We start from the raw sequence: 20,829 nt of genomic DNA, 5'->3' as shown, positions 1-20,829 counted from the left end.
GCCGCGCGCCGCCGCTTTGGCGTTGCTTCTGGCCTCCGCTACGGCGTGTGCAAATGACGTTCCCGAGGCCGATTGGTCCCGTGGCCTTCTGCCGGAATCCATCACCACGCAGGGTGACGTCGTCACGAATCTGTGGAACGGGGCGTGGATCGCCGCGCTGGCCACGGGCGCCGTGGTCATCGCCCTGATCGTGTGGGCGTGCATCTTCCACACCAAGCGCAAGGCCAAGGCCGAGCTTCCGCCGCAGGTGCGTTACAACCTGCCGATCGAGATGCTCTACACCCTGGTCCCGCTCGTCATGGTGTCGGTGTTCTTCTTCTTCACCGCGCGCGACAGCGACACGCTCACCAAGGTGTCCGGCAACCCTGACGTCAAGGTCAAGGTCGAGGCGTTCCAGTGGAGCTGGCGCTTCACCACGACCGTCGACGGGAAGGCCGGCAAGCCGGTGGTCGGCATGCCGGTCAGCGACTACCAGCAGGGGCCGCAGCTCGTGCTGCCGGTGAACTCCACGGTCGAGTTCGACCTGTTCACCGATGACGTCATCCACTCGTTCTGGGTGCCGAACATGATCTTCAAGCGTGACATCATCCCCGGCATCCCGGACGACAACCCCGGGCGCAAGTTCGAGATCAAGACGCTGGGGGAGACCGGCGTCTACGCCGGACGGTGCGCCGAGCTGTGCGGCGCCGACCACAGCCGCATGCTCTTCTCGGTGAAGCTCGTCAGCCAGGATGACTTCAAGTCGTACATCGCGTCCAACCAGGCTGGGAGTGCCCAGTGACCGCCATCCATGAACCACTCGTGACGAGTGCCCCCCGGCCCGTGACGAAGGGTCAGGTGATCGCCAAGTGGCTGTCCTCCACCGATCACAAGATCATCGGACACCTCTACCTGATCACCTCGTTCGTGTTCTTCCTGATCGGCGGCGTCATGGCGCTGGTCATGCGGGCCGAGCTGGCGCAGCCGGGGCTGCAGTTCACCAGTAACGAGCAGTTCAACCAGCTGTTCACCATGCACGGCACGATCATGCTGCTGATGTTCGCGACGCCGCTGTTCGCCGGCTTCGCCAACGAGCTGATGCCGCTGCAGATCGGCGCGCCCGACGTGGCGTTCCCGCGCCTCAACATGGTCAGCTACTGGCTCTACCTGTTCGGCAGCATCATCGCCGTCTCCGGGTTCTTCACCCCGGAGGGCGCGGCCGCGTTCGGCTGGTTCGCCTACACGCCGCTGTCCAACGCGATCAGCTCGCCGGGCATCGGCGGTGACCTGTGGATCATGGGTCTGGCGCTGAGCGGCCTGGGCACCATCCTCGGCTCGGTCAACTTCATCACCACGATCATCTGCATGCGGGCGCCCGGCCTGACCATGTTCCGCATGCCGATCTTCACCTGGAACGTGCTGCTGACCAGCATGCTCGTGCTGATGGCCTTCCCGGTGCTGGCCGCCGCGCTGCTCGCCCTGGAGGCCGACCGCAAGTTCGGCACCCACATCTTCTCGTCGGACAACGGCGGGCCGATGCTCTGGCAGCACCTGTTCTGGTTCTTCGGCCATCCAGAGGTCTACATCATCGCCTTGCCGTTCTTCGGCATCGTGACCGAGATCCTGCCGGTCTTCAGCCGTAAGCCGATCTTCGGCTACATCAGCCTGGTGGGCGCCACGATCTCCATCGCCGGCCTCTCCATCACGGTCTGGGCGCACCACATGTTCCCGACCGGGCAGGTGCTCCTCCCGTTCTTCTCGTTCATGACGTTCCTCATCGCGGTGCCGACGGGCGTGAAGTTCTTCAACTGGGTCGGCACGATGTGGCGAGGGCATCTCAGCTTCGAGTCGCCTATGCTGTTCTCCATCGGCTTCCTGGTGACGTTCCTGCTGGGCGGCCTGACGGGCGTCATCCTGGCCTCGCCGCCGCTCGACTTCCACATCAGCGACACGTACTTCGTGGTGGCGCACTTCCACTACGTGGTGTTCGGCACCGTGGTGTTCGCGATGTTCGCCGGGTTCTTCTTCTGGTGGCCCAAGTTCACCGGCAAGATGCTCGACGACAAGCTCGGCAAGCTCCAGTTCTGGCTGCTGTTCGTCGGCTTCCACGCCACGTTCCTCATCCAGCACTGGCTCGGCGTGCTCGGCTTCCCGCGCCGCTACGCCGACTACAGCCCGGCTGACGGCTTCACCGACCTGAACATGATCTCGTCGGTCGGCGCGTTCGTGCTGGGCGCCTCGACGCTGCCGTTCTTCTACAACGTCTGGAAGACCTGGCGCACCGCGCCCAAGGTCACCGTGGACGACCCGTGGGGCTACGGCGGCTCGCTCGAATGGGCGACCTCCTGCCCGCCGCCGCGGCACAACTTCACCTCGCTGCCGCCCATCCGGTCCGAGCGCCCCGCGTTCGACCTGAAGTACCCGCACACGTCCGCGAAGCCCGCCAAGGAGGTTGAGGACTGATGAAGGTCCAGGGTTGGCTGTTCCTCCTGTGCGGCCTGTTCTTCGCCGGCGTCGACGTCGCCTACTGGTTCTGGACCAAGGCGGCCACGGGGCAGGGTGAGCCGGTCGGCACCACCGCGATGGCGATCTCGGTCGGCTTCGCGTTCATGATCGGCTACTACCTGATGTTCACGGCCAAGCGCATCGGCGCCCAGCCGGAGGACAACAAGCAGGCCGACATCAGCGACGGGGCCGGCGAGATCGGCTTCTTCAGCCCCAGCAGCTGGTGGCCGCTGTTCGTCTGCCTGGCGGCGGCCTTCGCCTTCGCCGGGTTCGTCGTCGGCCTGTGGATGTTCATCATCGGCGTGTTCCTGGTCATCATGGCGATGATCGGATTCGTCTTCCAGTACTACCGGGGCCACTTCTCGCACTGAGCGACCCCGCCGGGCGGGCGCCCCTCCTTTTCGGGAGGGACGCCCGCTTTTTGGCGTTCTTTACCGGGGGGCGGATGTGGTGATTCGATCACTCAGGGTAATAAGGGAGGTGAATCTGCTCTACTCGGACGGGGGAGTACTCGTGGGGCGCGTTGCGTATCGAACAGCCGGCCTGCTGGCACTGGCGCTGCTGACGGCCTGCTCGACGAGCAGCGCCGCCGACGAGGAGAAGGCCGCCAAGGCGCCCGACGCCACCGTGACGATGTACCCGCACGACAGGGCCGCCAACGTGCCGACCGACCAGACCGTCGTCGTGGCGGCCCAGGCGGGCACGCTCAAGAGCGTCACCGTGCGCGGCAAGGACGGCGCCCTGCCGGGCACGCTCAGCGCCGACCGCACCCGCTGGCGCAGCACCGCCACCGCCCGCCCCGGCACCACGTACACGATCACCTCCGTCGTCGCCAACGCCGACGGCAAGGAGTCCGAGCAGAAGAGCACGTTCTCCACGGTCAAGGCGGTCAAGACCTTCGACATCGAGCGCATCACCCCGAACCGGGACGACACCGGCCTCACCGTCGGCGTCGGCATGCCCATCATGATCGCCTTCGACCAGCCGATCACCGACCGCGTCTCCGTCGAGCGCAACCTGCTCGTCCGCAGCTCCAAGCCCGTCGAGGGGGCCTGGCACTGGTTCGACGACCGCCACGTCGACTTCCGGCCGCGCGAGTACTGGCCCGCCCGCACCGACGTCCGCGTCGAGGCCAACCTGGCGGGCGTACGGGGCGGCAACGGCCTGTACGGCAAGCGCGACCTGGCGCTCGACTTCAGGATCGGCCGCTCCCAGATCACCAAGGGCAGCACCGACGAGCACGTCCTGCACGTCAGGCGCGACGGCAAGAAGATCCGCGAGATGCCGATGAGCGCCGGGCAGGGCGGCCAGTGGAAGTACTACACGACCTCCGGCATCCACCTGGCCATGTCCCGCGAACCGGTCACCATCATGATCTCGCCCGGCATCGGGCCCGGCTCGCCCGGCTACTACCGGATGACCGTCTACAACACCGTCCGCATCTCCAACAGCGGCGAGTACGTGCACAGCGCGCCCTGGTCGGTGGGCTCCCAGGGCAACTCCAACGTCAGCCACGGCTGCGTGAACATCAGCCCGGACAACGCGGCCTGGTTCATCAAGAACACGCTGATCGGCGACCCCATCGTCATCACCGGGTCGCCGCGCAAGCTGGAGCCGACCAACGGGTGGGGGCACTGGCAGGAGAGCTGGAAGCAGTGGCTCAGGTGGAGCTCCCTGAAGGCGGGCCCCACCCTGGCCTTCTCCTGACGCCTCCGGCCGGGCCCCGGGCCCTTGCGCGCCCGTACGAGCGCGCCCCGGACCCTGAAGGGCGGCAGAAGCCCACTGAGGGCCCGGACGAGGGTCAGCGGGCGGGGAAGGCGCTGCTGACGGCGATCCAGTTGTCGAGGGTCCGGGCGGCCTGCCCGGAGTCGACGGCCTGCACGGCGCGCGAGTAGGCGTCGATCATGGCGGAGTCAAGGTCGTCGCCGGGCCCGTCGAGGGCCACGAGGGCGGCGGCGGTGTTGAGGAGGACGGCGTCGCGCACCGGCCCGGTCTTGCCGCCGACGAGGTCGTGCACCGCCTGGGCGTTGAAGGCGACGTCGCCGCCGCGCAGGGCGCCGACCTCGGCGCGCGGGATGCCGAGGACCGCCGGGTCGAACGTCGTCCGGGTGGCGGCGCCGTCGTGGACCGTCCAGACCGTCGAGGTGGTGGCGATGGTGAGCTCGTCGAGGCCGTCGTCGCCGCGGAAGACCAGGGCGGACACGCCGCGCTCGGCGAAGACGCCGGCCAGGACCGGCAGCATGTTGGCGTCGTAGACGCCGATGGCCTGCGCGGAGGGGCGGGCCGGGTTGGTGAGCGGGCCGAGGAAGTTGAAGACCGTGGGGACGCCGATCTCCTTGCGCGTCGGCCCGGCGAAGCGGAGCGCGGGGTGGTAGACGGGCGCGAAGCAGAAGGCGATGCCGGCCTCGGCGGCCACCCGGGCGGTCTGCTCGGGGGTGAGGTCGAGGCGGATGCCGAGGTGCTCCAGGACGTCGGCGGCGCCGCAGGAGGAGGAGGCGGCGCGGTTGCCGTGCTTGACGACGCGGGCGCCGGCGGCGGCGGCGACGATGGCGGCCATGGTGGACACGTTGACGGTGTGGGCGCGGTCGCCGCCGGTGCCGACGACGTCGACGACGGGGCCTTCGACGTGGAGCGGGGTGGCGAGGTCGAGCATGGTGCGGGCCAGCCCGACCACCTCGGCCACGGTCTCGCCCTTGGCGCGCAGCGCGATCACGAACCCGGCGATCTGCGAGGGCGTCGCCGAGCCGGACATGATCTCCCGCATGGCCCAGGCGGCCTCGTCGGCCGTGAGGTGCTCGCCGGACAGGAGAGCGGAGAGCAGCGCCGGCCAGGTCGTCCGCGAGTCCACGGTAGGCACCTACTTAGCGTTGAGTCGGCTGGAGGAGCGGCGGCGCATCAGGCCGGCCACGGCGTCGGCGAGCGCGATGGGCTCGAGGGGCTGCGGGACGACGGCGTCGGCCTTGGACCACTCGGCCAGCCAGCGGTCGTCGCGCCTGGCGATGATCAGGCAGATGGGAGGGCAGTCGTAGACCTCGTCCTTGGCCTGGCGGGCGACGCCCATGCCGCCGGCGGGCTGGGTCTCGCCGTCGAGCACGGCCACGTCGATCTCGCCGGAGGCGAGCCACTGGTGGACCTTGGGCTCGGTGGCGCACTCCACGATCTCCACGAAGGGGACGTCAGCAGCCGGCCGCCGCCCGATGGCCTGCCGGACCTCTTCACGGGTGGCGGCGTCGTCGCTGTAGACGAGGACCCTCATCGTGTCGTCGGTGCTCACGGTCGCGCTCACTATCGGTCGTAGCGGTATGGTCACCTGGGATCGTACCGGTGGTGTGGTGTGGAAGCCCAGGCTGGCACCTCTTGTGGGTGTTTTGTGGCAATTATCCCAGCTTGGCTCCCGGTTTGTACCCGCTAACGGGGGGTCGTGCGCCGGACCGACCACCGGAGCCGCAATAATGCTGCCCGTGGCGACAGCATCCGCAATAACTTCGACGACGACAGCCCAGCCGTACCGACGACCGAACCTGGTCAGCGTCGGGACGATCGTCTGGCTGTCCTCTGAGCTCATGTTCTTCGCGGCGCTGTTCGCGATGTACTTCACCATCCGGTCGGTGAGCCTCGGCCAAGGTCTCGAGTGGGGTCCCGCGCTCCTGCAGCAGGGCGCCTCGAGCGAGCACGCGGCTCACCTGAACATCCCGTTCGCGACGGCCAACACGATCATCCTGGTTCTGTCGAGTGTGACGTGCCAGCTCGGCGTGTGGGCCGCGGAGAAGGGGCAGGTCGGCAAGCTCCGGTTCTGGTACTTCGTCAGCTTCCTCATGGGCTCCGTCTTCATCGCGGGCCAGCTGTACGAGTACATGGAGCTCGCGAGCGAGGGCGCGACCCTGTCCGCCAACGCCTACACCTCGGTGTTCTACCTCACGACAGGCTTCCACGGCCTGCACGTGACCGGTGGACTGATCGCGTTCCTGTTCATGCTGGGACGTACGTACGCCGCGAAGCGCTTCACGCATGAGCAGGCCACCAGTGCGATCGTCGTGTCCTATTACTGGCACTTCGTGGACGTCGTCTGGATCGGCCTTTTCGCGACCATCTACATCATTCAGTAAGGAACGGGATCTCTGTGACTAGGATCACCGCATGGCGGCGGCATCCGCTCGCGAGATACGCCGTCCTGATCCTGGCGTTGGCGCTGGTCGGGACGGTATATGCCACGTTTGTGCAGGTGAGCAGGCCCGCTGACGCAGCACTCGCGGCGGGCAAGGTCGACGACGTGGCGGAGGGCAAGAGCCTCTTCGAGGCCCACTGCTCCAGCTGCCACGGGCTCAACGCGCAGGGCACGGCGACAGGGCCGACGCTCATCGGCGTGGGCGCCGCGGCGGTCGACTTCCAGATGAGCACCGGCCGCATGCCGGCCTCCGACCCGGGCGCCCAGGTGCCGCGCAAGCCGCTGCCCGACTGGGTCAAGAAGAACCCGGACGCGATCCGGCAGATCTCCGCCTACGTGCAGTCGCTCGGCGGCGGCCCGCAGGTGCCGGGCAAGGAGCAGGTCGACCCCAAGCTCGGCGACGCGGCCAAGGGCGGTGAGCTGTTCCGCGCCAACTGCATCCAGTGCCACAACTGGGCGGGCGCCGGCGGCGCGCTGACGCGCGGCAAGTACGCGCCCAACCTCAACGAGGCCACCCCCGAGCAGATCTACGAGGCCATGGTGACCGGTCCCCAGGCGATGCCGGTCTTCAACGACTCGACGATCACGCCCGAAGAGAAGCGCAACATGATCGCCTACATCACCCAGGTCCGCGAGCAGAAGGATCCCGGAGGTTTCGGCCTCGGGCGCATCGGCCCGGTCACCGAAGGCCTCGTCGTGTGGATCGTGGGCATCCTGGCCCTGGTCCTCGCCTCCATCTGGATCACCGCGAAGAAGCGACAGAAGTCATGACAGACAACGAGCACGAGATCGAGCAGCCGGACGAGCGCGTCCCCAAGCGCGTCATCGGCACCCCCGCGCCGGGCACCTCGCTGCTCGGCGACCAGCCCGAGGCCGCCGCCGCCGCGACGGCCGGCGGCGAGACTCCCGGCGTCACCCTGCAGGACGAGCAGAAGGCGCGCAAGGCGGAGAGGATCGTGTCGCTCTGCTTCCTGATCACCTTCGCCGCCGGCATCGCCTTCCTCATCTTCTACGTGATCCTCCCGGTGGGCAGCCCGGAGGCGACGGGCCTGTCCAACCTGGCGCTCGGCGGCACGCTCACGCTGGCCGTGCTGGGCCTGGCGGTCGGCATCGTGGTCTGGGTCCGCCAGATCATGCCGAAGTACTCCCTGGTCCAGGACCGCCACGACATGGTCTCCGCCAAGGAGGACCGGGCCGTCGTGGCCGAGACGTTCCTCCAGGGCGCCAACGAGAGCGGCTTCGTCAAGCGCAAGATGCTGCGCCGCACGCTGCTGCTCGGCGCCGCGCCGCTCGGCCTGATCCCGCTGATCCTGCTGCGCGACCTGGACAACAACGACATGCCGGCGTCGCAGTTCCACAACGAGCTGCGCCACACGGTGTGGGGCGAGAAGACCAAGGAGGGCAAGAACCTCCGCCTGGTCGTCGAGGGCACCGGCCAGCCGATCCGCGCGGCCGACTTCAACTCGCCCGGCGGCATCCTGTCGGTGGTGCCCGAGGGCTACGAGCACGACCTGACCGTGCTCGCCAAGGCCACGCTGATCCTGATCAAGTTCCGGCCCGAGGAGATCAAGTCGGGCACCAACAAGAACTGGACGCACGACGGGATCGTGGCCTACTCGAAGATCTGCACGCACGTGGGCTGCCCGGCGGCCCTGTACGAGCAGACGACCCACCACATCCTGTGCCCGTGTCACCAGTCGACCTTCGACGCCGCCGACGGCGCCAAGGTGATCTTCGGTCCGGCCGCGCGGCCGCTGCCGCAGCTGCCGATCTCGGTCGACGACCAGGGCTACCTCATCGCGCAGGGTGACTTCGCGGTGCCGGTCGGTCCCAGCTTCTGGGAGCGTGGCGACGCCGAGGCCGCTGTCCGGGCCAAGGGAGGCCAGGCATGAGTGACGACCTGAACAAGGTGCCCAAGGCCATCGCCGGCACATCCAGCGTCCTGGACGAGCGGCTGGGCGGGGCCAACTTCCTCAAGCGCAACATGCGCAAGATCTTCCCCGACCACTGGTCGTTCCTGCTGGGGGAGATCGCCCTCTACGCGTTCATCATCCTGCTGCTCACCGGTACGTTCCTGACGTTCTGGTTCCAGCCGGGCATGGGACACGTGATCTACGAGGGTTCGTACGCCCCGCTCAAGGGCGTCATGATGTCGGAGGCCTACGCGTCGGCGCTGAACATCAGCTTCGACGTCCGGGGTGGACTGCTCATGAGGCAGATGCACCACTGGGCGGCCCTGCTCTTCGTCGCGGGCATGATGGTGCACATGCTCCGGGTGTTCTTCACCGGCGCCTACCGCAAGCCGCGCGAGATCAACTGGATCATCGGCATCCTGCTGCTGACGCTGGCCCTCGCCGAGGGCCTGACGGGCTACTCCCTGCCCGACGACCTGCTCTCCGGCGCCGGTCTGCGGATCACCCAGGGTGTGGCGATCTCGCTGCCGCTGGTCGGCACGTACATCTCGTTCTTCCTGTTCGGCGGCGAGTACCCGGGCGAGGACGTCATCGCCCGCTTCTACTCGCTGCACATCCTGCTCATCCCCGGCATCCTGCTGGCGCTCGTCACCGCCCACATGGTGCTCATGTGGGTGCAGAAGCACACGCAGATGCCCGGCAAGGGCCGCACCAACAAGAACGTGGTGGGCGCGCCGTTCTACCCGGCCTTCATGGCCAAGGCGGGCGCGTACTTCCTGTTCACGCTGGCCGTGGTCGCGGGGCTGGGCACGTTCGCGCAGATCAACCCGATCTGGATCTTCGGCCCGTACACACCGGCCGACATCTCGGCGGGTTCGCAGCCTGACTGGTACATGGGCTTCCTCGAAGGCTCGCTGCGCCTGATGCCGGCGTGGGAGATCAACCTGTTCGGCACGGCCCAGGCGGGCACGCTGCCGCTCAGCGTGATCATCCCGGCCCTGGTGCCGCTCGGACTGGTCATGACGGGCCTGGCGCTCTATCCGTTCCTCGAACGGTGGATCACCGGCGACCACCGCGAGCACCACGTGGCCGACCGTCCGCGCAACAACCCGCACCGCACCTCGATCGGCATGTCCGCCATCGTGTTCTACGGCGTGCTGTGGCTGCTGGGCGCCAACGACGAACTGTCGGCGTTCTTCCACATCAACCTGAACATGACCACGTACGTGGGCCGGGCGCTCATCTTCGTGGGGCCGGCGCTGGCCTACATCATCACCTACCGCATCTGCCTGGGCCTGCAGCGTTCCGACGCCGCGGTGATCAGCCACGGTGTGGAGTCGGGTGTGATCAAGCGTCTGCCGCACGGCGAGTTCATCGAGGTCCACACGCCTCCGGCGGAGGACATCGCGGCGCACATGCGCGGCAAGGAAGCCGTCCCGATGCTCCCGGTGGACGAGGACACCTCGGGCATCCCGCCCAAGGGCATGCGCGGGCCGCTCGGCAAGCTGCGCGGCCGCATGTCCAAGGCGTACGGCGGGGAGAAGATCCCGCTGGACGAGGGGCACGAGCACGGCCACGAGGACGAGCACGCGGCGGTGGGCCCGGGCGAGGACAAGTCGCTCACCCACTGACACACCGCTGGACACACCGCCTGAGGGGCAGGCCCGGACTTCGCTAGAGGTCCGGGCCTGTCCCGTTCCCGGGGCTCGCGGAGGCTCCGGGAACGCGAAAGCCCCCGCCGAGGGCGGGGGCTCCGGTGAGGTGAGGCGGGACGGGTCAGTCGGCCTCGTGCAGGCCGATGGAGAACGCCGCGTCGAGGTCGTGCTTGGAGTAGGCGCGGAAGGCGATGTGGGTCTCCGTCTGGAGCACGCCGGGGACCTTGTTGAGCCGGCCCGGGACGACCTCGGCGATCTGCTCGTAGGCCGCCACGCGGACCATCGCCAGCAGGTCGTAGTCGCCGGTGATGGAGTAGACCTCGCTGACGCCGTCGATCTCGGCGATCTGCGCCGCAACCTCCGGAATCCGGTCGACCTCGGCGTTGATGTGAACGATAGCCGTGACCATGTGCCAACTGTATCGAATCACAGGCCGCGATAGGCCAGGTCGATGCGGGCCTTGTGGCGGGCGGCGCCGTGGGCGGGCAGGCTCCACTGCCCGTCGACCTCCACCAGTCGCACGCCCGGCGACTCCAGCCAGCGCAGGATGCACTCGGTCTCCTCGGCGCTGGCCGCGTGGACGGGCCCGGGGCCGGGGATGACCGCCTCGGCGGTGGCGGTGAGCGAGGCCACGAACGGCTTGGGGTGGGCGCCGCGCGGCATCATGGCGGCGGCGGCGAGCCGCCCGTAGCGCACGACGTGCATCTCCCAGCCGCCGTCGAACGCCGGGCTGGCGGCCACCAGGTGGGGGATGCTGGTGATCGAGGTGAGCCGCTGCATGCGGGCGGCGGCGCGGACGAACGCGGCCAGCCGGTCCCGGTCGACGGAGGCCTCCTCGTAGCGCTGCTCGACCGACAGGCGCTCCATCCGGGCCGAGACGGCGGAGAAGACCGGCGAGGCGTCGAGCGTCATGGCCCGGCGCGCGGTCTCGACGTGGACGGCGTAGTCGGCCTGCGACTGCTTGCCCTCGCACGGCGCGCCGCAGCGGCCCATCTCGTGCAGCACGCAGGCCGAGCGCCGGGTGCGCAGGCTGATCGGCTGGGTGCACTGGCGCAGCGGCACCGCCTCGTGCAGCGCGATGCGGGCCTCGTCGGCGAGCCGGGTGCTGGAGAACGGGCCGAGGTAGGAGGCGCCGTCGTCCTTCAGGTCGCGCACGATCGACAGGCGCGGGAACGGCTCGCCGGTGAGCTTGAGCCAGACGACCTTCTCCGGGAAGCGGGAGCGGCGGTTGTAGCGCGGTTTGGCGCCGCCGATCAGGCGCAGCTCCCTGACCTCGGCCTCCAGCGCGGTGGCGCAGACGATGTGGCGGACCCGCTCGGCGATGCCGATCATCTCGCGGATGCGCGGCCTGGTCTCGCTCGCGGTGAAGTAGGAGCGCACGCGGTTGCGCAGGTTGGTGGACTTGCCGATGTAGAGGACCTCGCCGCGCTCGTCCTCGAACATGTAGACGCCGGGGGCGTGCGGCACCGACTCGGCCAGGTGGCGCTTGCGCTGCTGCTCGGGCGTGGGGGCGCGGACGAACGACTTGAGCTCTTCGAGGGTGTGGACCTGGAAGGAGCCGGCCCGCTCGATGAGGCCGTGGAGCACGTCGACGGTGGCCCTGGCGTCCTGGAGGGCGCGGTGGCACGGCTCGGTGGCGCTGCGGAAGAACCGGGCCAGCGTGGACAGCTTGGCGTTGGGCGTCTCGTCGCGGGTCAGCACCCGGCGGGCCAGGTCGACGGTGTCGACCACCGGGTTGACCGGCGGGGGATAGCCGTGGGCGGCGCAGGCTGCCTTGACGAAGCGGGTGTCGAAGCTCGCGTTGTGGGCGACCAGCGTGGCGCCCTTGATGAACTCCAGGAAGCTCGGCAGCACCGACTCGATGCGCGGCGCGGCGACCACCATGGCGTCGGTGATGCCGGTCAGCACGGAGATGAACGGCGGGATCGGCCCGCCGGGATCGACCAGGGTGGAGAACTCGCCGAGCACCTCGCCCGCCCGGACCTTGACCGCCCCGATCTCGGTGATCATGTGCTCGGCCGGCGAGCCGCCGGTGGTCTCGAGGTCGAACACCACGAACGTGACGTCGCTCAGCGGGGTGCCGAGCTCGTCGAGAGTGCCTTGTACCGGGTCCACGAACCAAGACCATAGAGACGGGCACCGACAGATACGGATCCAACGAATAACTATTGCGCTTGATCCTTAGTTAGTCTTCCCTCTATGTCCGGGGCAAGACTCGCCAACCGCTACTCCCTGCTGCGGCCGCTCGGCAGCGGCGGCATGGGCCGGGTGTGGCTGGCCAGGGACGAGATGCTCGACCGCGAGGTGGCGGTCAAGGAGCTGACGCTGCCCGAGGGGCTGTCCCCCGGCGAGCGCGCCGAGCTGGTCACCCGGGCGGTGCGCGAGGCGCAGGCCACCGCGCAGCTGCGCCATCCGGGCATCGTGGCGCTGCACGACGTCGTCGTCGAGCACGAGCGGCCGTGGCTGGTGATGGAGCTGCTGCGCGGCCGCACGCTGGGCGAGGCGGTGCAGGCGCACGGCCCCATGCCGACGGAGTACGTGGCCAGGATCGGCGCCGACATGCTCGACGCGCTGTCGGCCGCGCACGCCCGCGGGCTGCAGCACCGCGACGTCAAGCCGGGCAACGTGTTCCTCACCGACAGCGGCCGGGTGGTGCTCACCGACTTCGGCATCGCGCGGCAGGAGGGCCAGGCGACGCTCACCGAGCAGGGCCTGATGATCGGCTCGCCCGGGTTCATCGCGCCCGAGCGGCTGGAGGGCGAGCCCGGCGGCCCGGCCAGCGACGTGTGGTCGCTCGGCGCGACGCTGTTCCTCGCGGCCACCGGCAGGGCCGCCTACGACGGCACCACCGCCGACCGGATCAGGGCGACGCTGACCCAGCCGGTCCCGGTCGCGCCGCAGCCGCTCGGCCCGCTGCTGGCCGCGATGATGGCGCGCCATCCGGCGGCCCGGCCGGTGGCGCCGCTGATGGCCCAGGCGCTGCGCCGGGTCGCCGCGGGCGAGCCGGCCGCGCTGCCGCCGCAGCACGACGCCACCGTGCCCGGCCACGTCAGGAAGCGGAGCAGGGCCGTGCTGTGGATCGCGTCGGCGGCGGCGCTGGCGATCGCGGCGGCGACCACCATCGTCTTCCTGGTCCTGAAAAATCAGGACAACGGGGTGCCGGCCGCCTTCACCGTGCCGATGGACCTGTGCACGCTGCTCCCCCCGGAGGACGTCGGCCTGCTGATGCGCACCCAGCAGATCCCCAAGGGCGTGCCCGCCTCCGACGAGTACGGCCCCGAGTGCAACTGGACCAAGCCCGGCATCGGCGTCTCGGTGCAGCTCCAGAAGGACTCCGACACCCGCGACCCGTGGAGCATGACCCCCGTCACGGCCCGCAGCCTCTTCGCCAACCAGCAGCGCTACTGGGCCAAGCACGGGAGCTTCGGCTGGGTGTGGAAGGAGATCGGCGTCACCAAGCCGCAGGACGTCACCCGCACCTCCGTCAGGTCGTTCGGCGGCCTGGGGCAGGAGGCGTTCGCGTTCGAGCTGCTGGGGCAGACCGGCCGGATGCACTCGGCCATCGTCTACTTCCGCCTGGCCAACCTCGTGGTCGCCGCCGAGTTCACCAGGGTCGACGACCGCACCACCGACGACCAGATCAAGGAGTCCGCCCTGAGGGCGGCCAGGACGGCCGAGCGGGAGCTTCGCGGTGCGGGGTGACGGCTACGTGCTGGCGGGCCGCTACCGGCTCGTCGAGCGGCTCGGGGAGGGCGGCGCGGGCACGGTGTGGCGGGCCCGCGACGAGATGCTCAACCGGGAGGTCGCGGTCAAGCAGGTCCGCGTCCCGGCCGAGCTGTCGCCGCGCGAGCGCGCCGAGTTCGCCGACCGGGCCATCCACGAGGCCAGGTCCGCCGGGCGGCTGCGCGACCCGGCCATCGTGCTGGTCCACGACGTCGTGCTCACCGGCGAGCAGCCGTGGATCATCCTCGACCTGGTCAGCGGCCGGTCGCTCGACCGGGGGATCAAGGAGGACGGGCCGCTCCCGCCCGAGGCCGTGGCCCGCATCGGCCTGCGCGTGCTGTCGGCGCTGACCGTCGCCCACTCCCACGGCATCGTGCACCAGGACGTCAAACCGGCCAACATCCTGCTCGACGCCGACGGCTCCGCCATGCTCACCGACTTCGGCATCGCCGTCCCGCTCGGCGGGCGCGGCGACCGCTACGGCAGCGCCGGCTCGCCCGGCTACATGGCGCCCGAGCGGCTCAACGAGCAGCCCTCCGGCCCCGCCTCCGACCTGTGGTCGCTCGGCGCCAGCCTCTACACCGCCGTGGAGGGGCGGGCGCCGTTCGAGCGCGCGATGCCCGCCGCCGTCGCCGCCGCGGTGCTGCTGCACGACCCACCGCCGCCGGTCCGGGCCGGGCGCGAGCTCGGCGGGTTGCTGCTGGCCATGCTCGCCAAGGACCCCGCCGTCCGGCCCGGCGCGGCGCAGGTCCGCGACGGGCTCCAGCGGCTGCTCGGCACGAGTACCGGCCCCGGCGCCGTCCCGCCGCGCGCCCGTCGCCGCCGCTGGGGGCCGGCCGTGGCCGCGCTCGCCGCCGTCGCCGTGCTGGGCGCCGGCGGCTGGTACGGCGTGCGCGCGCTCACCCAGGAGGACACCGGCCGGTTCGCCGCCGCGCCCGCCGCCTGCGGCCTGCTCACCGGCGCCCAGGTCACCGAGATGATGAAGAGCGAGGTGCGGGGACAGCAGACCAGGCCCGGCGAGTGCGAGTGGCGCCTGAGCAGGGGGCCGCGCGAGATCTCCTCGCTCACCGTCAGGGTGTGGGCCGAGCGGCCCGCCGGCGGCCGGGGCGGGCCCGAGGTGGCCGTCCAGCGCTTCGCCATCGAGCGCGCCAGCCGCGCCGGAGCCGCGGGACAGGCGTTCCGCAACCACGTCGGCAAGGTCCGCGACGTGCCGGGCCTGGGGGAGGCCGCGTTCGTGCAGAACTCCTTCCGCTTCTACAGCAACTCCGATCAGCTCGGCACCGGCACCAGCACCGTGCTGCTGCGGACCAGCAACGTGCTCGCCGAGGTGGTCTGGCAGCGCAGGGACCTGCCGAAGGACGATCCGGCCGACGAGGAGCCCGCCCGCGCCGCCGCCGCGATGGTCTCGGCCGCGTTGCGGTCCTGAACTGGTGCAAGCATCCTGCAACCGGGCTGACTAGCATGTTTCACCGCACGTCATGGCAAACCCCAGGAGTCCCTCGTGAATCCCGGTAGCGAGCACCAGCCGCCGACCCACCCGCACCCGGTGCCCGGAGGGCAGTTCGAGCCGCCGACCCAGCCGCCGACCCTGCCGCCGATGCCGCCTCCCGTGCCGCTGCCCCCTCGGCCGCCGCGGCGCCGCCCGTGGATCCTGCCGGTCGTCGCCGCCACGCTCGTGGTGCTCGTCGGCGCGGGCGCGGGCGCCTACCTGCTGTACGGCCAGCTCACCCGGGGCCAGGGCATCGCCGGGCCGCCCGCCACGGGCCAGCCGTCGACGGCCGGGCTGACCAAGCCCGCCGCCGTGACCGGCCCCGACGTGTGCGCCATGCTGCCCAAGGAGGAGGCCGAGCGCCTCGTGCCCGGCGCGACCGTGTCCAAGGACTCCCGCGACAGCGAATACACGGTCAACTTCTCCTGCAACTGGAACAACCAGCGCATCTCCCACGGCGAGTGGTGGCGCAGCCGCGAGGTCGACGTCAAGGTCCAGCAGCACCGCGGCGACGGCGCCAAGACCGGCCGCGCCATGGCGCAGAACTCCTACGAGGTCGACTACGGCGGCGCCAAGTACGCCGAGACCGCCAAGCCCACGCCGAAGAAGGGCGAGAAGGACTACACCTCCCCGGTCACCGACATCCAGGGCGCCGGCGACGCCGCCTTCGCCCAGTACACCTGGCGCCGCTCCGGCAGCCTGATGTGGTACTCCTACGGCAAGGCGTACGCGCGCGTCCAGGACATCACGATCGAGGTCCGCTACCAGGCGAGCCAGCAGCGCAAGGACGCGCAGATCCTCAGCAACGAGACCACCCAGTCCGTCACCGAGTCGAACGCGATCCGCGAGGTCAGCGGCCTGGTCAAGCATTTCGCCAAGGGCGTGGCCGACTGGAAGGCGCGGCACCCGGACGTCCTGGCGCAGCCGTACAAGGCGGCGACCGCCTCGCCCAGCGCCGCCGCCACACCCTCGCCGACGCCGCTGGTCGTCTTCCCGCCCGTCTGCGAGACGGTGACGCCGACGGCCGCCAAGCTCGTGCCCGGCCACACGCCCCGGGCGCGCGGCCTGGAGGTGGGCGACGACACGCAGACCGAGTGCCGCTGGCTCAACCTGGACGTGCCCGCCGGCGACAAGGTGACCAAGATCCGCAGCGTGCTCATCACCGTGCACTCCTTCACCAACCGGGCCGGCGTGGCCGACGAGACCGCCGCCCGGTCGTTCTACACGGGCCAGCTCGGCGGCGACAAGAACCTGGCGCAGTCGTCGCTCGGCGGCATCTCGTGGGGCAAGGTGCGCGACGTGCCCGGCCTGGGCGAGGAGGCGTACAGCGTCTATGTCGGGACCCGTAAGGGCGAGGTGTTCGCGGGCAGCGGCACCGTGACCGTGCGGCGGGGCGCCGTCGTGGTGGAGATCGACTACGCGGGCGCGCAGCGGCCCAAGGGCGAGCCCGCGGCCTCCGGCAACGTCGTGCTGATCCCCGAGAAGGAGGGGCTCGACGGCGCGCTGACCATGGCCAAGGCGTTCATGCAGGCGCTGTCGCAGCAGCCGGTCGGCAGCTGACCCTCACGCGGGGGTGTCGCGCAGGCGTTCCACGCGGATGCCGCGCAGCAGCGCCTCCGACACGGCGACCGCGCACAGCAGGGCGGCCAGCAGGCCGGCGCCCGTGAGCAGCGCCACGGGCGCCGCCGCCACGTCGTGCGCGAGCGGCGGCGTCACCAGCGGCTCGGCGAACTGCGGGATCCGGCCCAGCGCGGCCCCGGCCGCGAGCAGCCCGGCGACCAGCCCGGCCAGCGTGCCGGCCGCCGCCGTGATGAGCTGCTCCAGCAGCAGCGCCACGCGCAGCGCCGCCACCTTCGCGCCGGACGCCTCCAGCGCGGCCAGCTCGTAGCCGCGCCGCTTGGCCGCCGTGTGCAGCGCCAGCACGGTGCGGCCGAGCGCGAGCGAGGCGGCGGCCAGCGCGGAGATCAGCAGCAGGACCAGGGCCAGCCCCGGACCCTGCCGGACGAAGGCGGCGGCCACCTCGCTCTCGTAGCGGGTGGAGACCACGGTGAGCCCCTGCTCGCGCAGCGCCCGCTCCAGCGCCGGGACGCCCGCCGCACGGGTCCACACCTGGTAGACGGCCTGCTCGTGCACCCCGTACGCGATCCGGTCGGCCTGTTCCAGGTCCATCACGACGCCGGGCCCGGTCAGGCCGGGCGCGGCCGAGGCCGTCGCGACCGCCCGCACGCCCGTGGCGAAGGCGTGGTCCAGGCCCGGCACCAGCTTGGCGCCCACGCCGACGACCACGGCGGCCGGCCGGGGATCGTAGGTGGCGGGCCGGAGCGTCTGGTTGTTCTGGAGCGAGACGACGAAGCCGCCGTCGTCACGGTCCGGGTCGCCGTCCACCCGCCAGCGCGGGGTGGGGACGCGCTGCCAGCGGCCCTCGTCCCGGAGCTCCAGCCGCGTCACGACGACCTCCATCCGCGGGATCGTCGCCTGCTCGTCCAGCGGGGTGAACTCGGCGTGCACCCGGCGCAGCTCGCACGGCGCGTCACGGCAGGACAGCGGCAGGTTCCACGCGTACGAGCCGCCGCCGGCCGGGCGCAGGACGCCGAGCGGGATCGCGGCGGGCTTGAGCCGGTCCGGGATGCGGAACGTGGCGAACAGCCGCACCTGCCAGCCCTCGGGCGGCACGTCATGGCGGGCGGTGAGCCGGAACCGGTCGCCGCTCACCATGACCCTGGGCGTCCCGGGGCCGGGCAGCGCCGCGGCCGCCTCTGCCAGCCGCACCCCTCCGGCCAGCTCCGGGTCCCAGGTCGCGACGCGGGCCAGCCGTTCCGGGTCCGTGGCGATCAGCTGGGGCGGGCCCGGCACCTTGATCACCGGGGCTGCCGTGCCGCCCGGGTCGGCGGCTTCCACCGCGTCGGCGAACGCGCGCGGCCCGACCGGCTGGACCGTGATCGCCGCCGGGGCGCCGTTGTGGAAGGCGGCGGCCCGCCGGTAGTCGGCGGACGTGGCCGTCCACGCCGACACCGCGAACGTCGCCAGCCCGAACGCCGTGCCGAGCACGATCACGCTCCCCGTGGTGACCGGCCCGCGCGCCACCTGCCGCAACGCCAGGAACGGGCCGAGGCCGCCCCGCCGCCGGGTGAGGCCGAACAGCCGGCGCGCCAGCACCGGCAGCCCGCGCGCGGCCAGCAGCGCCACGCCCAGCGCCATCAGGCCGGGTACGGCCAGCGCGCTGGAGGACTGCCCCGTCGTGTCGCTGATCACCCCGCCCGCCAGCAGCTCGACCAGGCCGAGCGCCGTCACCACCAGCACGACCGCGTCCGGCACCCAGCCGCGCGCGCTGCGGCGCGGTGTGCGCCGCCACTCCTCGGTGACCGGGCGCGTCGCCACCCGCCAGGCCGACACGACCGCCGCCATCAGGCCACCCGCCGTCGCGGCCAGCCCCGCGTACGCCGCCTGCGCCGGGAACACGGCGGGGATGCCCGGCGGCAGCAGCGCCTCCACCATCGCCCGCGCGGCCAGCAGCCCCGCCGCCAGCCCGAGCGGCACGGCCAGCGCGAGCAGCAGCAGCGGCTCGGCCAGCGCGAACCGCCACACCCGCGCCCGGCCGTGACCGCGCAGCCGGGCCAGCGCGATCTCCGCGCCGCGCGCCCGTACCAGATCGCCCACGGTCTGGAACAGCAGCAGCCAGGCCAGCCCCACGAGCTGCGCCGACACCAGCAGCGTCGGCACGCCGAGCGTCTCCGAGCTCGTCGTCATCGCCCGCAGCGTGACGGGCATCCGTGAGTAGACGATGTCGTCGGTCTCGCGGCCCGCCGTGTCGGCCGCCGCCTGCAGGGCCGTCAGCGCGCCCAGGTCGGAGCCGAGGACGCGCCCCGCGTCGACGGTGACGATGGCGTAGTCGGTCCACCCGCCACGCTGCGCCGGGTCCGCCGTCAGCGCGGCACCCGCGACGGCCGTCTCCTCGCGCGTCTGCGGCACCGTGAACAGCGGGTCGATCCGCGACGAACCGCTCTCGCCCCCGGGCGTGGTCAGCGAGCGGCCGAACCAGAACGGGTCGCCCGCCGACTCGTGCCCGTAGACGCCCACGACCTTCAGCGGCGCGGGCCGCAGCTCCGTGGTGCCGGGCTCGCGCCTGACCAGCGCCGCCAGCCGCACCTCGGAGCCGACCGCCATCCCCGACGCCCGGCTCGCCATCACCTCGCCCGCCGCCCGGGGGCAGCGGCCCTCGACCGGCCGCAGGCGCTCGCACTGGCCGTCCTGCCACACCAGGGTGTACGAGAGCTCCCTCGACAGGTCGGCGTCGCCGCTGGAGATCTCCATCCCGTACACCGGGGCGGCCGTGAACGACGCCGTCAGCGCGGCGGCCTTCGCCTGGATGCCGCCGGTCCTGGTCGTGTAACGCCAGCCGCGCCCGTCCACCGGCGCCGCCATCAGCGCGTCACGGACCACCGTGGTGGCGGCCGCCGCCGTGTAGATCGGGCCCACCGCCGCGCAGGCGATCGGCACGACGGCGATGAGCAGCACGACCAGCGAGAGCGTACGGCGTTCCCACAGGCCGCGCAGGATCACGAGCCGGCCCTCCTGAGCACGATGCCGTCGTCCAGCGGCTCGATGCGGGCCATCGAGCCGGGCGGGAGCAGATGGTGGAACTCCGGCGGCACCTGCACCGCGCCCTCCCGGCCGACCACCACCAGGTCCTCGCCGCGCCTGCCCTCCGAGCCGACCCGGCCGTCGCGGATCGTCACCGTACGGCTCAGCGCCTCGCTGACCGCCACGTCGTGCGTCACCACCACCGCCGTCGTGCCGTCGGCCTGCGCCGCGTGCTTGATCAGCTCGATCACCCGCGCCCCCGAGGCGGCGTCGAGCTGGCTCGTGGGCTCGTCGGCCAGCAGGAGCGCGGGCGCGTTCGCCAGCGCCACCGCCAGGGCCAGCCGCTGCTGCTCGCCGCCCGACATCCGGTTCGCCGGCCGGTTGCCCGCATCGTCCAGGCCGACCCGGCGCAGCAGCTCACGCACCCTGCCGCGATCCCGCCTGACCGCCCGCTGGGCGAACGCCACGTTCTGCGCGGCCGGCAGGTAGCCGATCAGGTTGCGGGCCGGGTTCTGCAGCACGGTGCCGATCCGCCGGGCGCGCAGCCGGTCCAGGCGGCGCTGGTCGAGCCGGCCCACCTCCACGCCGTCCAGCCACAGCCGCCCGGCGCTCGGCCGCAACAGCCCCGCCAGCAGCCACAGCAGCGTCGACTTGCCCGCCCCGGACGGGCCCAGCAGCGCCACCGTTTCGCCCGCGTCGATCACCAGGTCCACGTCGCGCAGCGCGACCACCTCGACGTCGCGGGCCCGGTAGATCTGCACGACCCCGTCGCAGCGCACCATGCTCGTGGGACTCGTCGGGCTCATGGGCCGCTCCCGG

General features: G+C 71.3%; 17 protein-coding genes. 11 read left to right on the top strand and 6 right to left on the bottom strand.

The window, feature by feature from the left end; all coding sequences use genetic code 11:
* Positions 1-172 precede the first annotated feature (172 nt).
* The 4 genes from AB0J53_RS16080 (at position 173) to AB0J53_RS16065 (ending at position 4,191) form a co-directional block, all read left to right on the top strand.
* A complete protein-coding gene (locus tag AB0J53_RS16080) occupies positions 173-781 on the top strand; it encodes a cytochrome c oxidase subunit II (protein WP_364172539.1) in 609 nt (202 codons plus the stop codon).
* On the top strand, positions 778-2,442 hold the full coding sequence (gene ctaD / locus AB0J53_RS16075; protein WP_364172536.1) for a cytochrome c oxidase subunit I: 1,665 nt from the start codon (positions 778-780) through the stop codon (positions 2,440-2,442). Before AB0J53_RS16080 ends, ctaD begins: the two co-directional genes overlap by 4 nt.
* On the top strand, positions 2,442-2,855 hold the full coding sequence (locus tag AB0J53_RS16070) for a cytochrome c oxidase subunit 4 (protein WP_364172533.1): 414 nt from the start codon (positions 2,442-2,444) through the stop codon (positions 2,853-2,855). The genes ctaD and AB0J53_RS16070 overlap by 1 nt, the downstream gene beginning before the upstream one ends.
* A gap of 142 nt (positions 2,856-2,997) precedes the next feature.
* Positions 2,998-4,191: an Ig-like domain-containing protein gene (locus AB0J53_RS16065; protein WP_219511143.1), complete on the top strand. Its 1,194-nt coding sequence runs from the start codon at positions 2,998-3,000 to the stop codon at positions 4,189-4,191.
* Between the two features lie 94 nt (positions 4,192-4,285).
* Here AB0J53_RS16065 and trpD read toward each other — a convergent pair whose 3' ends face one another.
* Both trpD and AB0J53_RS16055 read right to left on the bottom strand, forming a co-directional pair.
* The gene (gene trpD, locus AB0J53_RS16060) at positions 4,286-5,332 is read right to left on the bottom strand and encodes an anthranilate phosphoribosyltransferase (RefSeq protein ID WP_357586479.1); all 1,047 of its coding nucleotides are present in this window, start codon (positions 5,330-5,332) and stop codon (positions 4,286-4,288) included.
* A 9-nt stretch (positions 5,333-5,341) separates the two neighbouring features.
* On the bottom strand, positions 5,342-5,740 hold the full coding sequence (locus AB0J53_RS16055; RefSeq protein WP_219511207.1) for a hypothetical protein: 399 nt from the start codon (positions 5,738-5,740) through the stop codon (positions 5,342-5,344).
* 196 nt (positions 5,741-5,936) lie between these two features.
* Here AB0J53_RS16055 and AB0J53_RS16050 point away from each other — a divergent pair, with 196 nt between their 5' ends.
* Genes AB0J53_RS16050 through AB0J53_RS16035 form a run of 4 tightly spaced genes read left to right on the top strand, consistent with a single transcriptional unit; the run spans position 5,937 to position 10,193 of the window.
* Positions 5,937-6,590: a heme-copper oxidase subunit III gene (locus tag AB0J53_RS16050; protein WP_219511148.1), complete on the top strand. Its 654-nt coding sequence runs from the start codon at positions 5,937-5,939 to the stop codon at positions 6,588-6,590.
* A 14-nt stretch (positions 6,591-6,604) separates the two neighbouring features.
* The gene (locus tag AB0J53_RS16045; protein WP_219511150.1) at positions 6,605-7,420 is read left to right on the top strand and encodes a c-type cytochrome; all 816 of its coding nucleotides are present in this window, start codon (positions 6,605-6,607) and stop codon (positions 7,418-7,420) included.
* A complete protein-coding gene (locus AB0J53_RS16040) occupies positions 7,417-8,541 on the top strand; it encodes a Rieske 2Fe-2S domain-containing protein (protein WP_219511152.1) in 1,125 nt (374 codons plus the stop codon). The genes AB0J53_RS16045 and AB0J53_RS16040 overlap by 4 nt, the downstream gene beginning before the upstream one ends.
* On the top strand, positions 8,538-10,193 hold the full coding sequence (locus tag AB0J53_RS16035; RefSeq protein WP_219511153.1) for a ubiquinol-cytochrome c reductase cytochrome b subunit: 1,656 nt from the start codon (positions 8,538-8,540) through the stop codon (positions 10,191-10,193). The genes AB0J53_RS16040 and AB0J53_RS16035 overlap by 4 nt, the downstream gene beginning before the upstream one ends.
* 145 nt (positions 10,194-10,338) lie before the next feature.
* Here the strand turns inward: AB0J53_RS16035 and AB0J53_RS16030 are convergent, their stop codons facing one another.
* Complete coding sequence (locus AB0J53_RS16030) at positions 10,339-10,626, bottom strand: Lrp/AsnC ligand binding domain-containing protein (RefSeq protein WP_219511155.1); 288 nt, start codon at positions 10,624-10,626, stop codon at positions 10,339-10,341.
* A gap of 17 nt (positions 10,627-10,643) precedes the next feature.
* Positions 10,644-12,332, bottom strand: coding sequence for a DEDD exonuclease domain-containing protein (locus tag AB0J53_RS16025; protein WP_364172526.1), 1,689 nt, complete (start codon positions 12,330-12,332; stop codon positions 10,644-10,646).
* Between the two features lie 84 nt (positions 12,333-12,416).
* Here AB0J53_RS16025 and AB0J53_RS16020 point away from each other — a divergent pair, with 84 nt between their 5' ends.
* The 3 genes from AB0J53_RS16020 to AB0J53_RS16010 all read left to right on the top strand — a co-directional run bounded on the left by AB0J53_RS16020 (position 12,417) and on the right by AB0J53_RS16010 (position 16,989).
* On the top strand, positions 12,417-13,919 hold the full coding sequence (locus AB0J53_RS16020) for a serine/threonine-protein kinase (RefSeq protein ID WP_364172524.1): 1,503 nt from the start codon (positions 12,417-12,419) through the stop codon (positions 13,917-13,919).
* Entirely contained in the window at positions 13,909-15,366 is a 1,458-nt protein-coding gene (locus AB0J53_RS16015) for a serine/threonine-protein kinase (RefSeq protein WP_364172521.1), read from the top strand. Before AB0J53_RS16020 ends, AB0J53_RS16015 begins: the two co-directional genes overlap by 11 nt.
* Before the next feature lie 75 nt (positions 15,367-15,441).
* The gene (locus tag AB0J53_RS16010; protein ID WP_364172518.1) at positions 15,442-16,989 is read left to right on the top strand and encodes a hypothetical protein; all 1,548 of its coding nucleotides are present in this window, start codon (positions 15,442-15,444) and stop codon (positions 16,987-16,989) included.
* Between the two features lie 3 nt (positions 16,990-16,992).
* Here the strand turns inward: AB0J53_RS16010 and AB0J53_RS16005 are convergent, their stop codons facing one another.
* Positions 16,993-19,989 carry an FtsX-like permease family protein gene (locus AB0J53_RS16005; protein WP_364172515.1) on the bottom strand — a complete coding sequence of 999 codons (2,997 nt, stop codon included), beginning with the start codon at positions 19,987-19,989 and terminating at the stop codon, positions 16,993-16,995.
* On the bottom strand, positions 19,986-20,816 hold the full coding sequence (locus AB0J53_RS16000; RefSeq protein WP_364172512.1) for an ATP-binding cassette domain-containing protein: 831 nt from the start codon (positions 20,814-20,816) through the stop codon (positions 19,986-19,988). Before AB0J53_RS16000 ends, AB0J53_RS16005 begins: the two co-directional genes overlap by 4 nt.
* Positions 20,817-20,829: the final 13 nt, after the last annotated feature.

The sequence above is a fragment of the Nonomuraea sp. NPDC049725 genome, from assembly GCF_040674795.1.
GTDB classification, from domain to species: Bacteria; Actinomycetota; Actinomycetes; order Streptosporangiales; family Streptosporangiaceae; genus Nonomuraea; species Nonomuraea ceibae.
Note: the sequence above shows the minus strand (reverse complement) of the source record. Positions and strands in the feature narration are given on the sequence as shown.

Bases quoted from the DNA above. Each gene is read 5' to 3' on its own strand.
- AB0J53_RS16030 (WP_219511155.1), bottom strand. From the start codon at position 10,626: ATGGTCACGGCTATCGTTCACATCAACGCCGAGGTCGACCGGATTCCG.
- AB0J53_RS16035 (WP_219511153.1), top strand. From the start codon at position 8,538: ATGAGTGACGACCTGAACAAGGTGCCCAAGGCCATCGCCGGCACATCC.
- AB0J53_RS16040 (WP_219511152.1), top strand. From the start codon at position 7,417: ATGACAGACAACGAGCACGAGATCGAGCAGCCGGACGAGCGCGTCCCC.
- AB0J53_RS16000 (WP_364172512.1), bottom strand. From the start codon at position 20,816: ATGAGCCCGACGAGTCCCACGAGCATGGTGCGCTGCGACGGGGTCGTG.
- AB0J53_RS16055 (WP_219511207.1), bottom strand. From the start codon at position 5,740: ATGAGGGTCCTCGTCTACAGCGACGACGCCGCCACCCGTGAAGAGGTC.
- AB0J53_RS16020 (WP_364172524.1), top strand. From the start codon at position 12,417: ATGTCCGGGGCAAGACTCGCCAACCGCTACTCCCTGCTGCGGCCGCTC.
- AB0J53_RS16050 (WP_219511148.1), top strand. From the start codon at position 5,937: ATGCTGCCCGTGGCGACAGCATCCGCAATAACTTCGACGACGACAGCC.
- AB0J53_RS16070 (WP_364172533.1), top strand. From the start codon at position 2,442: ATGAAGGTCCAGGGTTGGCTGTTCCTCCTGTGCGGCCTGTTCTTCGCC.